The 14258-nt window shown below is 60.6% G+C and carries 11 protein-coding genes; 5 read left to right on the forward strand and 6 right to left on the reverse strand.

The features are described 5' to 3' along the window. Positions 1-22 precede the first annotated feature (22 nt). Positions 23-1348, reverse strand: a complete 1326-nt coding sequence (gene paeA, locus SSARUM_RS01760; protein ID WP_033636802.1) for a polyamine export protein PaeA — start codon at positions 1346-1348, stop codon at positions 23-25. Between the two features lie 180 nt (positions 1349-1528). Beyond that, complete coding sequence (msrA, locus tag SSARUM_RS01765; protein WP_033648689.1) at positions 1529-2170, reverse strand: peptide-methionine (S)-S-oxide reductase MsrA; 642 nt, start codon at positions 2168-2170, stop codon at positions 1529-1531. 304 nt (positions 2171-2474) lie between these two features. Here msrA and tamA point away from each other — a divergent pair, with 304 nt between their 5' ends. From tamA to SSARUM_RS01780, 3 genes are read left to right on the forward strand one after another with little or no spacing between them, the layout of a single operon-like run. After that, positions 2475-4193 (forward strand): autotransporter assembly complex protein TamA, encoded by a 1719-nt coding sequence (gene tamA / locus SSARUM_RS01770; RefSeq protein WP_194243329.1) that lies wholly within the window; start codon positions 2475-2477, stop codon positions 4191-4193. After that, entirely contained in the window at positions 4190-8008 is a 3819-nt protein-coding gene (gene tamB / locus SSARUM_RS01775; protein WP_060430735.1) for an autotransporter assembly complex protein TamB, read from the forward strand. The genes tamA and tamB overlap by 4 nt, the downstream gene beginning before the upstream one ends. Positions 8009-8010: 2 nt before the next feature. Further along, the gene (locus tag SSARUM_RS01780) at positions 8011-8358 is read left to right on the forward strand and encodes a gamma-glutamylcyclotransferase family protein (protein WP_033636808.1); all 348 of its coding nucleotides are present in this window, start codon (positions 8011-8013) and stop codon (positions 8356-8358) included. A gap of 53 nt (positions 8359-8411) precedes the next feature. Here the strand turns inward: SSARUM_RS01780 and ppa are convergent, their stop codons facing one another. After that, positions 8412-8942, reverse strand: coding sequence for an inorganic diphosphatase (gene ppa, locus SSARUM_RS01785; RefSeq protein ID WP_004933594.1), 531 nt, complete (start codon positions 8940-8942; stop codon positions 8412-8414). Between the two features lie 260 nt (positions 8943-9202). On the opposite strand from ppa, the gene SSARUM_RS01790 reads away from it, so the two are divergent. After that, positions 9203-10756 carry a methyl-accepting chemotaxis protein gene (locus SSARUM_RS01790; RefSeq protein WP_060388198.1) on the forward strand — a complete coding sequence of 518 codons (1554 nt, stop codon included), beginning with the start codon at positions 9203-9205 and terminating at the stop codon, positions 10754-10756. Between the two features lie 45 nt (positions 10757-10801). Here the strand turns inward: SSARUM_RS01790 and fbp are convergent, their stop codons facing one another. Next, positions 10802-11806 carry a class 1 fructose-bisphosphatase gene (fbp, locus tag SSARUM_RS01795; RefSeq protein WP_004933587.1) on the reverse strand — a complete coding sequence of 335 codons (1005 nt, stop codon included), beginning with the start codon at positions 11804-11806 and terminating at the stop codon, positions 10802-10804. 169 nt (positions 11807-11975) lie between these two features. Between fbp and mpl the strand changes: the two genes are divergently transcribed. After that, complete coding sequence (mpl, locus tag SSARUM_RS01800) at positions 11976-13355, forward strand: UDP-N-acetylmuramate:L-alanyl-gamma-D-glutamyl-meso-diaminopimelate ligase (protein WP_033636810.1); 1380 nt, start codon at positions 11976-11978, stop codon at positions 13353-13355. 197 nt (positions 13356-13552) lie between these two features. Here the strand turns inward: mpl and yhcN (SSARUM_RS01805) are convergent, their stop codons facing one another. Together yhcN (SSARUM_RS01805) and yhcN (SSARUM_RS01810) are read right to left on the reverse strand one after the other, a co-directional pair. Further along, positions 13553-13816, reverse strand: a complete 264-nt coding sequence (gene yhcN / locus SSARUM_RS01805) for a peroxide/acid stress response protein YhcN (RefSeq protein ID WP_043148246.1) — start codon at positions 13814-13816, stop codon at positions 13553-13555. 120 nt (positions 13817-13936) lie between these two features. Then, complete coding sequence (gene yhcN, locus SSARUM_RS01810; protein ID WP_033638655.1) at positions 13937-14200, reverse strand: peroxide/acid stress response protein YhcN; 264 nt, start codon at positions 14198-14200, stop codon at positions 13937-13939. Positions 14201-14258: the final 58 nt, after the last annotated feature.

Genomic DNA, 14258 nt, shown 5'->3' on the forward strand with positions numbered 1-14258 from the left:
GTTTTTGTCTTATCGCCTCAAGCTACGGGGTGTCTTCCGGCGCTTTCGGCAGCACCGCCGCCGGTTTGTCGCTCAGCCGGGTGACCAGCAGCTGGTCTATCTTGTAGCTGTCGATATCCACCACTTCGAACTTGTAGCCGGCGTATTTGACGAAGTCGGTGCGTTTCGGGATCTTGCGCAGCATATACATCATAAAGCCGCCGATGGTCTCGTAGTTGCCCGCCTGCGGGAACTCGTCGATATCCAGCACGCGCATCACGTCGTCGATCGGCGTGCCGCCCTCAATCAGCCATGAGCTTTCGTCGCGCGCCACGATCTGCTCTTCCTGGCCCTGGCCGACCAAATCGCCCATCAGCGTGGTCATCACGTCGTTGAGGGTGATGATGCCCACCACCAACGCATATTCATTGAGGATCACCGCGAAGTCTTCGCCGGCGGTCTTGAAGCTTTCCAGCGCTTCGGACAGCGTCAGCGTATCCGGCACGATCAGCGCCGAGCGGATCTGCACGCCGCTGCTCAGCACCAGGCTCTGGTTGCCCAGCACGCGGTTCAGCAGGTCTTTGGAGTCGACGTAGCCGACCACCTGATCGATATGGCCGTCGCACACCAGGAACTTGGAGTGCGGATGGGTCGAGACCTTCTCCTTGATGCTCTCTTCGCTTTCGCGCAGGTCGAAGTACACCACGCTTTCGCGCGAGGTCATCGAAGACGGCACGGTGCGCGATTCCAGTTCGAACACGTTTTCAATCAGCTCATGTTCCTGCTTGCGCAGCACGCCCGCCAGGGCGCCGGCTTCCACCACCGCGTAGATGTCGTCGGAGGTGATGTCGTCCTTGCGCACCATCGGCAGCTTGAACATACGGAAGATCAGGTTGGCCATGCCGTTGAAGAACCACACCAGCGGGCGGAAGATCATGATGGAGAAACGCATCGGGTTGATGATCCGGACGGCGACCGTCTCTGGTGCAATCATACCGATGCGCTTCGGGGTCAAATCGGCGAACAGGATAAACAGGCTGGTCACCAGCACGAAGGAGCAGATGAAGCTGACTTGTTCCGCCAGTTCGGGCGACAGGAAACGATCGAACAACACCTTGAAGGTGGGAGAGAAAGCCGCGTCGCCGACGATACCGCCGAGGATGGCCACGGCGTTCAGGCCGATCTGCACCACGGTGAAGAAGATGCCTGGGGTTTCTTGCAGTTTAAGCACTCTGGCGGCGTTGACGTTGCCTTCGTCCGCCATCAGCTTCAGTTTGATCTTGCGCGAGGCGGCCAGAGAGATTTCCGACAGTGAGAAGAACGCACTCACCGCGATCAGAAAAAGAATCAGTAAAATACTGTTTAACATAATCTATCCATACGTGCCGACGGGATGCCGGCGCTCTTGAGGAAGGGTAGTACATAGTAAAAAAAGCAGCGATAACAACCAGAAGGGAAGCTATCGGGCCGCAGAAGCGGCCCGCACAGTATAGCAGTTGCCCCACAGGGGCCGCCAGCGGTTAAAAAAGTGCCGCCGGCCGGCATCGGATCAGCCCTGCGGCGGCAGGCAAACGCCGATGCCGCCCAGCCCGCAGTAGCCTTCCGGATTCTTGAACAGGTACTGCTGATGATCGTCTTCCGCGTAATAGAACGGCAGCGCCGGCGCGATCTCGGTAGTGATGACGCGCTTGTCGCCCGCCGCCTCCATCGCCTGCTGGAAGCGCTGCAGGCTGCTTTCCGCCTCGGCCTGCTGCTCCGGGCTCAGCGTATAAATCGCCGAGCGGTACTGGGTGCCGACGTCGCCGCCCTGGCGCATGCCCTGCGCCGGATCGTGATTTTCCCAGAACACCTGCAGCAGCTGTTTGTAGCTGACGACCTGCGGATCGAACACCACGCGCACCACTTCGGCGTGGCCGGTCTGGCCGCTGCACACTTCGCGGTAGGTCGGGTTCGGCGTGTAGCCGCCACTGTAGCCGGCGGCGGTGCTGTAGACGCCCGGCTGCTGCCAGAACAGGCGCTCAACGCCCCAGAAACAGCCCATGGCGAAGATTGCCACCTCCATGCCTGCCGGCACCTGGGTCATCGAGTGTTCAGTGACCACGTTGAGCGTTGCGACAGGCATTGGCGTGGTGCGGCCAGGCAGCGCGCTTGCCTTATCGACGGTTTGTGATTTATCAAAAAATGGCACCACGGTTGACTCCTGTTGTCACAGTAAGAATTGACCCTACATGGGGGCGGTTCGGTTGTATCTCACCGCGTCTTTGCCCACAATAAGTGGCAAGTTGAGTTTATGTATAAGCTTAACGCAGTATTTTGAGCGCCAAAAGTGAAGAATTCGCCTGTTGCGCGGTGGTGGCAAGCGCGGCGGGCGGCGTCCGGAACAAGGTTGAAGAGGGCTGCCGTCATGATAGCGCGGAGTCTGCCCTGGCCCCGGAGCGAACACCATAACAGGAAAGTAAAATCAATAAGGAGAACACGTGCCAAAGTACCCGGTCATGTGCTTGATATCTGTGTTGCTTGCGGCACCTGCGGCCTATGCGGCCAACGTGCGCTTGCAGGTGGAGGGGTTAAGCGGAGAGTTGGAAAAAAACGTCCGGGTGCGGCTGTCGTCGATCACGCCTGAAGAGGTCGGCACCGACGGGCGCTTCCGCGCGCGGGTGGATGAGGCGGTGCGCCAGGGGCTGCGCGCGCTCGGCTATTACCAGCCGACCATCGAGTTTACGCTGGACGATCGGCCGGGGATGTCGCGCCCGGTGCTGCACGCCAAGGTCAATCCGGGCGAACCGGTGCGTATCGCCGGCGCCAACATCGTGCTGGAAGGCGGCGCGAAGACCGATGAGGACTACCTGGCGCTGGTGAAGAAGGGGCGGCCGACCATCGGCGAGATCCTCAACCACGGCAAGTATGACAGTTTCAAAGGCTCGCTCACCGGCCTGGCGCTGCGCAAAGGCTACTTCGACGCCGACATGACCAAAAGCCAACTCGGCGTGGCCGAAGATCTGCACAAGGCGTTTTGGGATATCGATTTCAACAGCGGCGAACGTTACCGCTTCGGCAAGGTGAAATTCACCGGTTCGCAAATCCGCGAAGACTATCTGCAAAATCTGGTGCCCTTTCATCAGGGGGATTACTACAGTTCGGAGGATTTGGCCGAGCTGAACCGCCGTTTGTCCGCCACCAACTGGTTCAACTCGGTGGTGGTATCCCCTGATTTCAACGATGCCAAAGAGAACAAGATTTTGCCGTTGGACGCGCTGGTGACGCCGCGCACGCGCAACACCGTCGAAACCGGTATCGGCTACTCCACCGACGTCGGCCCGCGGGTGAAAGGCACCTGGAAAAAGCCCTGGCTCAACGATCGCGGGCATAGTCTGGAAACCAGCGCCAGCGTGTCGGCACCGGAGCAGCAGCTGGATCTGACCTACAAAATCCCATTGCTGAAGAACCCGCTGGAGCAGTATTACCTGCTGCAGGGCGGCCTCAAGAACGTCGATCTTAACGACACCAAGTCCGTCACCTCCAAAGTGGTGGCCTCGCGCAACTGGGATCTTTCCAGCGGCTGGCAGCGGGCGATCAACCTGACCTGGCGCTGGGATAACTTTACCCAGGGTAACGTCAGCAACACCACCATGCTGCTGTATCCCGGCGTCAGCTTCAGCCGCACCCGTTCGCGCGGCGGTCTGATGCCGACCTGGGGCGACAGCCAGCGCTACTCTATCGACGTGTCCGACACCTCCTGGGGCTCCGGCGTGGACTTTGCGCTGATGCAGGCGCAGAACGTCTGGATCCGCACCCTGGCCGACAAGCATCGTTTTGTGGCGCGCGGGCAGGTGGGCTGGATAGAAACCAACGACTTCGACAAGGTGCCGCCGGATCTGCGCTTCTTCGCCGGCGGTGACCGCAGCATTCGCGGCTACAAGTACAAAGACATCTCGCCGCGCGGTGACGACGGCAAGCTGACCGGCGCCTCCAAGATGCTGACCGGCTCGCTGGAGTACCAATACAACGTGACCGGCAAATGGTGGGGGGCGATGTTCGTCGACTCCGGTGAAGCGGTGAACGATATCAAGAAGAGCAACTTCAAGACCGGCGCCGGCGTAGGCGTGCGCTGGCAGTCGCCGGTGGGGCCGGTGAAGCTGGATATCGCCGCGCCTGTGGGAGACAAGGACACCCACGGGATGCAGTTCTACATCGGTTTGGGGCCTGAACTATGAGCCTGGTTAAAAAGATTTGTCTCGGATTTCTGGTCGTTCTGCTGTTGCTGATCGGCGGCCTGGCCTTCCTGATAGGCACCACCACCGGTTTGCATATGGTCATCAACGGCGCGGCGCGCTGGGTGCCGGGGCTGGAGATCGCCGGCGTCAGCGGCGGCTGGCGCGATCTGACGCTGAAGGGCGTGAAGTATCAGATGCCGGGCGTGACGGTCAACGCCGGGCAGTTCCATCTGTCGCTCGATCTCTCCTGCTTTAAGCGCAGCTCGCTGTGCGTCAATGCCTTGACCGCCCAGGATGTGGACGTGGCGGTGAACACCAAAGAGATGGCGCCTTCCGCGCCGGTGGAGGAGAGCAGTGAGCCGATCACCAATCTCAGCACGCCTTACCCGATCACGCTGCGCCTGTTGGCGTTGAACAACGTCAAGGTCACCGTCGACGACACCGCCATCTCGCTGGCCGAGTTCCGCACCGGCGCGCAGTGGCAAGAGCGCGCGCTGACGCTGATGCCGACCAAGATCGGCTCGCTGCTGATCGCATTGCCGAAAACCCCGCAAAACCCGCTGCCGGAAGCGGTGCAGCCGGCGGTCGAGGTGGCGAAAAAGGTCGGCGAGCAGGTTACCGACGCGGCGAAGCCGGCACCTCAGCCGGAAGAGAAGCCGCTGGGCGAAACGCTGAAGGAACTGTTCGCCAAACCGCTGTTGCCGGATCTGCCGGACATCCGCCTGCCGCTGGATATCACCGTCAAAGAGATCAGTGGCGAACAGCTGCGCTTGACCGGCGATACCGACGTGCTGATCACGAGCCTGTTGCTGCAGGCCAGCACGCAGGATCAACATATCCAGCTGGACAACTTCGACGTGAAGTCGCCGCAGGGCACGCTGTCGCTGCAGGGGCAGGCAACGCTGACCGGCGACTGGCCGGTGTCCCTGACCGCCAACAGCGCGCTGAACATCGAACCGCTGAAGGGCGAGAAGGTGAAGCTGAACGTCGGCGGCGGGCTGCGTGACGAGCTGAAGGTGGCGCTGAACCTGTCCGGCCCGGTCGGCGCCCAGCTCGATGTGCAAACCCGGCTGGCCGAAGCCGGCCTGCCGCTGGCGCTGACGTTGCAGAGCAAGCAGCTGAAATGGCCGCTGAGCGGCGAGGCGCAGTATCAGGTCAACGATTTCCGCCTGCGCTTTAACGGCAAGGCGACCGACTACGCGCTGTCGACGCGCGCCAATCTGAAAGGCCAGGACTTGCCGCCTGCGGTGCTGACGCTGGACGGCAAAGGCAACGTCGAGCAGTTCAAGCTGGAGCGCCTGCGCCTGGCTGCGCTGCAGGGCAATACCGATCTCACCGCGCTGGTGGACTGGAGCAAGGCCATCAGCTGGACCTCGCAATTGACGCTGAGCGGCATCAATACCGCCAAGCAGTGGCCGGAATGGCCGGCGAAACTCGACGGCAAGATCACCACGCGCGGCAGCCTGCACGGCGGCAGCTGGCAGCTGCAGGTGCCGGTGCTGCAGCTGGACGGCAACGTGAAGCAGAACAAGGTCACGGCGCGCGGTACGCTGAGCGGCAACGCCGCCGGGCAGTGGAAAATCCCCGGCATCGATCTGGCGTTGGGGCGTAACCAACTGAACGTCAAAGGGCAGCTGGACGAGAAGAGCTGGAACCTGGACGCCAACATCGACGCGCCGCGTCTGGACGGCGCGCTGCCGGGCCTGGGCGGCACCGCCAAAGGGCTGCTGAAGCTGCGCGGCAATCTGCAGGCGCCGCAGCTGCTGGCTGATTTGACCGCATCCGGCCTGCAGTGGCAGGCGCTGCGCATCAACCGCGTGAAAATAGACGGCGACGTGCGCTCCACGGATCAGATTCAGGGGCAGTTGGCGGTACGCGTCGAGCAGCTGAAGCAGGATGCGCTGGAGGTCAGCCTGCTGACCCTCGACGCCAAGGGCAGCGAGAAGCAGCACCAGCTGCAGCTGAAGATCGACGGCAAACCGGTCTCCGGCCAGCTGGCGCTGCAGGGCAGTTTCGATCGCCAGCAGCAGCGCTGGCGCGGCAATCTGAACAACACTCGCTTCAATACGCCGGTCGGGGAATGGCGCCTGACGCGCGCCATCGCGCTGGACTACCTGAACACCGAGCAGAAAATCAGCGTCGGGCCGCACTGTTGGCAGAACCCGAACGCCGAGCTGTGCGTGCCCAAGACCATTGAAGCCGGCCAGAGCGGCCAGGCCAGCGTGGTGCTCAACCGGTTCGATCTGGCGATGATCAAGCCGTTCCTCGGCCCGGAAACTGCCCTGAGCGGGGTGTTCACCGGCCGGGCCGACGTCAGCTGGAAACCGGGCGGCGCGCTGCCGGAGGCGAAAGTCACGCTGGCCGGCAACGGCGTCAAAGTGGTGCAGCAGGTGCAGGGCAACGCGCTGCCGATCGCCTTCGACACGCTGACCCTCAACGCCGGCCTGAACAACGGTCGCGCGCTGGCCGACTGGCGGATCAAGCTGACCAACAACGGCCAGTTCGACGGCAATATCCAGGTGGCGGATCCGCAGGTGCGGCGCACCATCAGCGGCAACGTCAATATCACCAACATCTCACTGGCGCTGATCAACCCGGCGCTGATGAAGGGCGAAAGCGCGGCGGGCATGCTGAACGCCAACCTGCGCCTGGGCGGCAGCGCGCAGAAGCCGCTGGTGTTCGGGCGCCTGGCGTTGGATCGGGCGAAGGTGCAGGGGCACTGGATGCCGTTCGATATGACCGACGCGCGGCTGGCGGTGAATTTCAACGGCATGACCTCGACGCTGGAAGGGCTGCTCAGCACCACGCGCGGCCAGCTGAATCTGGCGGGCGACGCCGACTGGCGTGATATCAACGCCTGGCGTGCGCGCATTGCCGCCAAGGGCGATAAGCTGCGGGTGACGGTGCCGCCGATGATCCGCATCGACGTGTCGCCGGATCTGGTGTTCGAAGCCACGCCGCAGCTGTTCTCGCTCAACGGCAAGGTCGACATTCCGTGGGCGCGCATCACGGTGCAGGAGCTGCCGGAAAGCGCGGTGGGAGTCTCTTCCGACGAGGTGATGCTGGACGACCAGCTGAAGCCGATTCAACCGAAGACCGCCTCGATCCCGATCAACAGCAATCTGATGATCCACGTCGGCAATGACGTGCGGCTGGACGCTTTTGGTCTCAAGGCCCGCCTGAAGGGCGACCTGAAGGTGGTGCAGGACAAGAAAGGGCTGGGCCTTAACGGCCAGATTGACATCCCTTCCGGCCGCTTCCATGCTTATGGTCAGGATTTGATCGTGCGTAAAGGGCAGCTGATGTTCTCCGGCCCGCCGGATCAGCCGCTGCTGAATATCGAGGCGATCCGCAACCCGGAATCCACCGAGGACGATGTGACCGCCGGCGTGCGCGTGACCGGCCTGGCGGATGCGCCGAAGCTGGAAGTGTTCTCCGATCCGGCCAAATCGCAACAGGAAGCCCTGTCTTATCTGCTGCGCGGCCAGGGCTTGAGCAGCTCCGGCGCCGACGGCAACGCCATGACCTCGATGTTAATCGGCATGGGGGTTGCACAAAGTGGTCAACTTGTGGGTAAAATCGGCGAGGCATTCGGCGTAAGTAATTTGGCTCTGGACACTCAGGGGGTTGGCGACAGTTCCCAGGTTGTCGTGAGCGGCTATGTTCTCCCAGGCTTACAAGTAAAATATGGGGTGGGCATCTTCGACTCCTTGGCCACGCTGACGTTGCGTTATCGCCTGATGCCTAAGTTGTATCTTGAAGCGGTGTCTGGTCTCGACCAGGCATTAGATTTGCTCTATCAGTTTGAGTTTTAGCGATGCGAATAATTGTCTACGGCAGTTTACGGCGCAAACAGGGAAACAGCCATTGGATGACCAACGCCCAATGGCTCGGCGAGCACGAGCTCGAAGGCTATCAGATTTATAATCTGGGCCATTACCCGGCGGCGATCCCTGGAGAGGGCACGATACATTGCGAGGTGTATCGTATTAACTCATCGATTCTGGCAGAGCTGGACGAACTGAAAAGCAACACCAAGGACTATAAGCGCGAGCTGATTCAGACGCCTTATGGGAGTGCGTGGATCTACCTGTACAAACACAGCGTGGACGGTTACCCGCGAATTACCAGCGGTGACTGGCTGAAGCGTCTCGACGATCAGTAATAAAAAAAACACCGCTCAATGAGCGGTGTTTTTTCATCGGACGGCGGCGAGAATTACTTCTTGGCAGCGCGTTCGAAGGAGGCGATGATTTCCGCTTTAGCTGCGGCAGCGTCTGCCCAGCCTTCCACTTTCACCCATTTGCCTTTTTCCAGATCTTTGTAGTGCTCGAAGAAGTGAGCGATCTGGGCTTTCAGCAGTTCTGGCAGGTCGTTCACGTCTTTCACGTGATCGTACTCTTTGGTCAGCTTGCTGTGCGGTACCGCAACCAGCTTGGCGTCTTCACCGGCTTCGTCGGTCATCTTCAGCACGCCAACCGGACGGCAGCGGATTACGGAGCCCGGCTGCAGCGGGTATGGGGTTGGGACCAGCACGTCAACCGGATCACCGTCCAGAGACAGGGTGTGGTTGATGTAGCCGTAGTTGCACGGGTAGAACATCGCGGTGGACATGAAACGGTCAACGAACAGCGCGCCGGTTTCTTTGTCGATTTCGTATTTGATTGGATCGGCGTTGGCCGGGATTTCGATTACTACGTAGATATCTTCCGGCAGGTCTTTGCCAGCAGGGACCAGATTCAAGCTCATGTCGGTTTCCTTTAATCATCAAACCAGAAATGGAGTGGCGGCTATTATAGCGGACTCTTTTGCGATTTCCTGCCCTTTTCATCGTCGAAAACCCAGTGCGCTGGCGCACGGAGAATTTCCAGATTAATCCCGCCGCGGCATGAAGTTTTGCCTCCGCCTGCCGATAACTTCAACAAACAATAATGAGCCAGCAAAGCTGGCTCCGCGTTTTGCCACCCCTACTACGTCTGATCTCACTATTCTGAAGCCGGGAAGAACTCATGCTAAAAAAGATTACGGTGAAGGCTGGGCTGATCGCCCTGCTGAGCCTGATGACCATGCTGCTGATCATGGTCAGCGTTATTGGCGTCAACGCGATTAACGAAGGATCGCGCTCGATCCATACCTTAAACCAGATCCTCGGCGAAGAGCTGGGCTCGCTGGCCAACAGCTCCAACCTGACGCTGCGCGCCAGAACCGCCGCCTCGCTGGCGGTGCGCCAACGGGAGATCGGCCAGACTGATGTCTCCGACGCCACCGTGAGCCGCATCTACGGTTACCTCGAGCAGTCGAACAAGGAAATGGCGCGCTTTGTCGGCGTCGGCACCGTGACCGAGCGCGGCCGCGAACTCTCCAACCGCCTGCAAAACAGCTACCGCGCCTATCTGGATCAGGGCGTGAAGCCGATGGCCGCCGCTATCAAGGCCGGCAAAATCGATGAGTATTATCACATTCAGGAAACGCGCATCTCCGCGTTGAGCATCGCGTTCGAAAAGGATCTCAGCGATTTCCGCAGCTTCGCCATGAAGCTCGGCGCGCAGCAGGTGTATGACGCGGAAAGCAACGCCAGCACCAAGATCTCGCTGATCGTGGTGGCGGGGCTGCTCAGCGTGCTGCTGGCGGTGCTGGCCTGGTTCGCGCTGCGGGTGATCATTCTGCGCCCGCTGGACGAGTCCATCGCGCAGCTGGAACACATCGCCGGCGGCGATCTGACCCATGAGATCCGCGGCGAGGGCGATACCGAGATGGGCCGCCTGGTGCGGGCGATGCAGCGCATGCAGCAGGCGCTGGCCAGTTCGGTCAGCAAAGTGCGCGACGCCAGCAGCCAGATTGACACCGGTTCACGCGAACTGGCGGCCGGCAACCTGCATCTGGCGCAGCGCACCGAAGAATCGGCCGCTTCGCTGGAAGAAACCGCCGCCAGCATGGAACAGCTGACCTCGACGGTGAAAATGAACGCCGAGAACTGCGAACAGGCCAACCAGCTGGCGCTGAGCGTGTCCGATATCGCCAACCAGGGCAGCGAGGTGGTCAGCCAGGTGATGAGCAAGATGCAGGCGATCACCGACAGCTCGCGCCGCATCGCCGACATCATCAGCGTGATGGACGGCATCGCCTTCCAGACCAATATCCTGGCGCTGAACGCGGCGGTGGAAGCGGCGCGCGCCGGCGAACAGGGCCGAGGTTTTGCGGTAGTGGCCGGTGAAGTGCGCAATCTGGCGCAGCGCAGCGCCCAGTCGGCGAAAGAGATCAAAGGATTGATCGAAGCCTCGCAGAACCGGGTGCAGGAAGGCGAGCAGATGGTGGAGTCGGCGGCGCAGACCATGAGCGGCATTACCGGCGAAGTGGGCCGGGTGACGGCGCTGATGCGTGAGATCTCGGCGGCGACGCGCGAACAAAGCAGCGGTATCGAACAGGTGAACCTGGCGGTGGCGCAGATGGATCAGGTGGCGCAGCAGAATGCGGCACTGGTGGAAGAGTCGGCGGCGGCGACGCGCTCGCTGGAAGATCAGGCTCAGCTGCTGGCGCAGAGCATGGCGGCGTTCAAGCTGTAAGGCGATAAGGGTTCGGCGCGGCGCCGAACCCTTGCAAAGAACGCGTTACTCGTCCGGGTTTTCGGCGATGAAGCGTTCCGCGTCTTCTACCATCGACTTGGTGCCGACGAAGAATGGCGCGCGCTGGTGCAGTTTCACCGGCGTGATGTCCAGAATGCGGTTTTTGCCGTCGCTGGCCTTACCGCCGGCCTGTTCGGCCAGGAACGCCATCGGGTTGCATTCGTACAGCAGGCGCAGCTTGCCTTGCGGGTGGCTGGCGGTGCTTGGGTAGATGTAGATGCCGCCTTTCAGCAGGTTGCGGTGGAAGTCCGCCACCAGAGAACCGATGTAGCGCGAGGTGTAAGGGCGCTGCGTCGCTTCATCCTGCTCCTGGCAGTATTTGATGTATTTCTTCACGCCGAGAGGGAACTTGATGTAGTTGCCTTCGTTGATGGAATACATGTTGCCGCTCGCCGGGAAGCGCACTTTCTCGTGGGAGAGGCAGAATACGCCCAGAGACGGGTCGTAGGTGAAGGCGTGGACGCCGTAACCGGTGGTGTACACCAGCATGGTGGACGAACCGTAAACCACATAACCCGCTGCGACCTGGGCGCTGCCCGGCTGCAGGAAGTCTTCTTCGGTCACCGGCGTGCCGACCGGCGTGATGCGACGGTAGATAGAGAAAATCGTACCGACCGAGACGTTGACATCGATGTTGGACGAACCGTCCAACGGATCCATCAAAACGACATACTTGGCATTTTCAGCTCGCTCGCCGTCGAATATCACGATTTCATCTTCTTCTTCGGAAGCGATACCCGCAACTTCACCACGCGCTTTCAACGCCGCTTTCAGTTTTTCGTTCGCGTACAGGTCCAGTTTCATCTGAACTTCGCCCTGTACGTTGGACACCCCGCTGGTGCCCAGAATATCAACCAGGCCGGCCTTGTTGATGTCGCGGTGGATGATTTTGGCGCCCAGTTTAATTGCAGAAAGTAACGCGGTCAGCTCGCCGGTGGCGTGAGAGAAGTCGTGCTGTTTCTCGACGATAAATTCGCCTAACGTTTTCATGACACAATCCCTGAATCTACGGATGGATAGCGGCCTGTTAACAAACCGCCAACGTTTTCGCGTGCAGTGTAGCCCAAAGATGCGCGCTATTCATAGGCAAATCCATTTCTTCTGGACGATTCTGAGCGTTAGAATATGCCGACATTCGATGCACTCACATGAGAAACCTATGCGCATTCACATTCTTGGGATCTGTGGCACCTTTATGGGCGGGTTGGCGATGCTGGCGCGCTCACTGGGGCATGACGTCACCGGTTCGGACGCCAACGTCTATCCGCCGATGAGCACGCTGCTGGAGAACCAGGGGATCGATCTTATTCAGGGTTATGATCCGGCCCAGCTGGATCCGGCGCCGGATCTGGTGATCATCGGCAACGCCATGACGCGCGGCAACCCGTGCGTGGAGGCGGTGCTGGAACGTGGCATCCCTTACGTTTCCGGCCCGCAGTGGCTGCACGATGCCGTGTTGCGCGATCGCTGGGTACTGGCGGTCGCCGGCACCCACGGCAAAACCACCACCGCCGGCATGGCGACCTGGATCCTCGAGGCCTGCGGCTACCAGCCCGGCTTCGTCATCGGCGGCGTGCCGGGCAACTTCGACGTATCGGCGCGCCTTGGCGGCAGCCCGTTCTTCGTGATCGAGGCCGACGAGTATGACTGCGCGTTCTTCGACAAGCGCTCCAAGTTCGTGCATTACAGCCCGCGCACGCTGATCATGAACAACCTGGAGTTCGATCACGCCGATATCTTCGACGATCTGAAAGCCATCCAGAAACAGTTCCACCACCTGGTGCGTCTGGTGCCGGGCAAAGGCAAGATCATCCTGCCGGACAACGACAGCCACCTGAAGCAGGTGATGGCGATGGGCTGCTGGAGCGAGCAGGAGCTGGTGGGGGAAGAGGGCACCTGGCGCGCACAGAAGCTGACGCCGGACGCCAGCCATTACGCGGTTTTCCTCGACGGCGAACAGGTCGGCGAAGTGAACTGGGCGCTGGTGGGCGAGCACAACATGCATAACGGCCTGATGGCCATCGCCGCCACCCGCCACGTCGGCGTGCAGCCGGCGGACGCCTGCCGCGCGTTGGGCGATTTCATCAACGCCCGCCGCCGTCTGGAGCTGCGTGGCGAAGCCAACGGCGTCACGGTCTACGACGACTTCGCGCACCACCCGACGGCGATCCTGGCCACTCTGGCCGCGCTGCGCGGCAAGGTCGGCGGCACGGCGCGCATTCTGGCGGTGCTGGAGCCGCGCTCCAACACCATGAAAATGGGCATTAGCAAAAACGATCTGGCGCCTTCGCTCGGCCGCGCCGACGAGGTGTTCCTGTTCCAGCCGCACCACATTCCGTGGCAGGTGGCGGAAGTGGCGGATGCCTGCGTGCAGCCGGCGCACTGGAGCGCGGATCTCGACACGCTGGTGGACATGGTGGTGAAAACCGCACAGCCGGGCGATCACATTCTGGTGATGAGCAACGGCGGCTTCGGCGGCATTCACGATCGCCTGCTGGACGCGCTGGCGAAAAAGCAGGAACCGAAAGTCACCTACTGATCGCTCAGCCGCATCAGCCACATCAAGGGCCGCATTCGCGGCTTTTTTTACGCCCATAAAAAAGCCCTCGCGAGCGAGGGCAACGGGGTTCGTCGGATAGGACGACGAGAGGGTCTCTGGGAAATCGGCGTTTGCGTCAGAACTCGGCAGTGGCAGTGACGAGGGTAATCAGCTCTGCAAAGCCGTTCCCAGAGTTGTTATTTGTAAATCTCGGCGGTGGCGTGGTAGTTGCCTTCGTTACGCGCTTCGATCACGCGGTAGGCGGTCGCGCCTTTCGCGTCGGCTTTCTCCGACAACGCCTGGCGAATGTCGGTCGGCGCGCCGTCGATGCCGCTGACGGTGATGGTGCCGATAGATTGCAGATTGGCGGTCTGATCGCTAGTCACCAGCTGGGCGGCGGAGGCGCCGAAGGAGATGACAGACAGCAGGCCGAATGCAGCGAGAGTAGTTTTCATGTTCATGATAGCGATCCTTGGTCATAACAGCCTGGAAGGGCTTGGCAGCGATTTTTATTCTTGAAGGCCGTTATGACAGCGTTTGATTCCAGAGATGTATTGCCCGTTGCCGGGTAATGCCGGTACTTATTTGTAGATTTCAGCGGTTGCGTGGAAGCTGCCGTCATTGCGGGCTTCGATTACGCGGTAAGCGGTCGCCCCTTTGGCGTCGGCTTTGTCGGACAGCGCCTGGCGGATGTCGGAAGGCGCAGCGGCGACGCCGCTCACGGTGATTACACCGGCCGGCTGCAGTTTTGCGGCCTGAGTTGCATCAATAGATTGTGCTGCGAATGCACCAAAGGAAAGCATGGACAGAACGCTCAGGGTTGCAACGGTAGCTTTAATTTTCATCATCTCGCCTCATCGTATTCTTTTATCAGTTCCAACGAACTGTGATTCAGTTCACGAA

The sequence above is a fragment of the Serratia sarumanii genome, from assembly GCF_029962605.1.
Classification (GTDB): Bacteria; Pseudomonadota; Gammaproteobacteria; order Enterobacterales; family Enterobacteriaceae; genus Serratia; species Serratia sarumanii.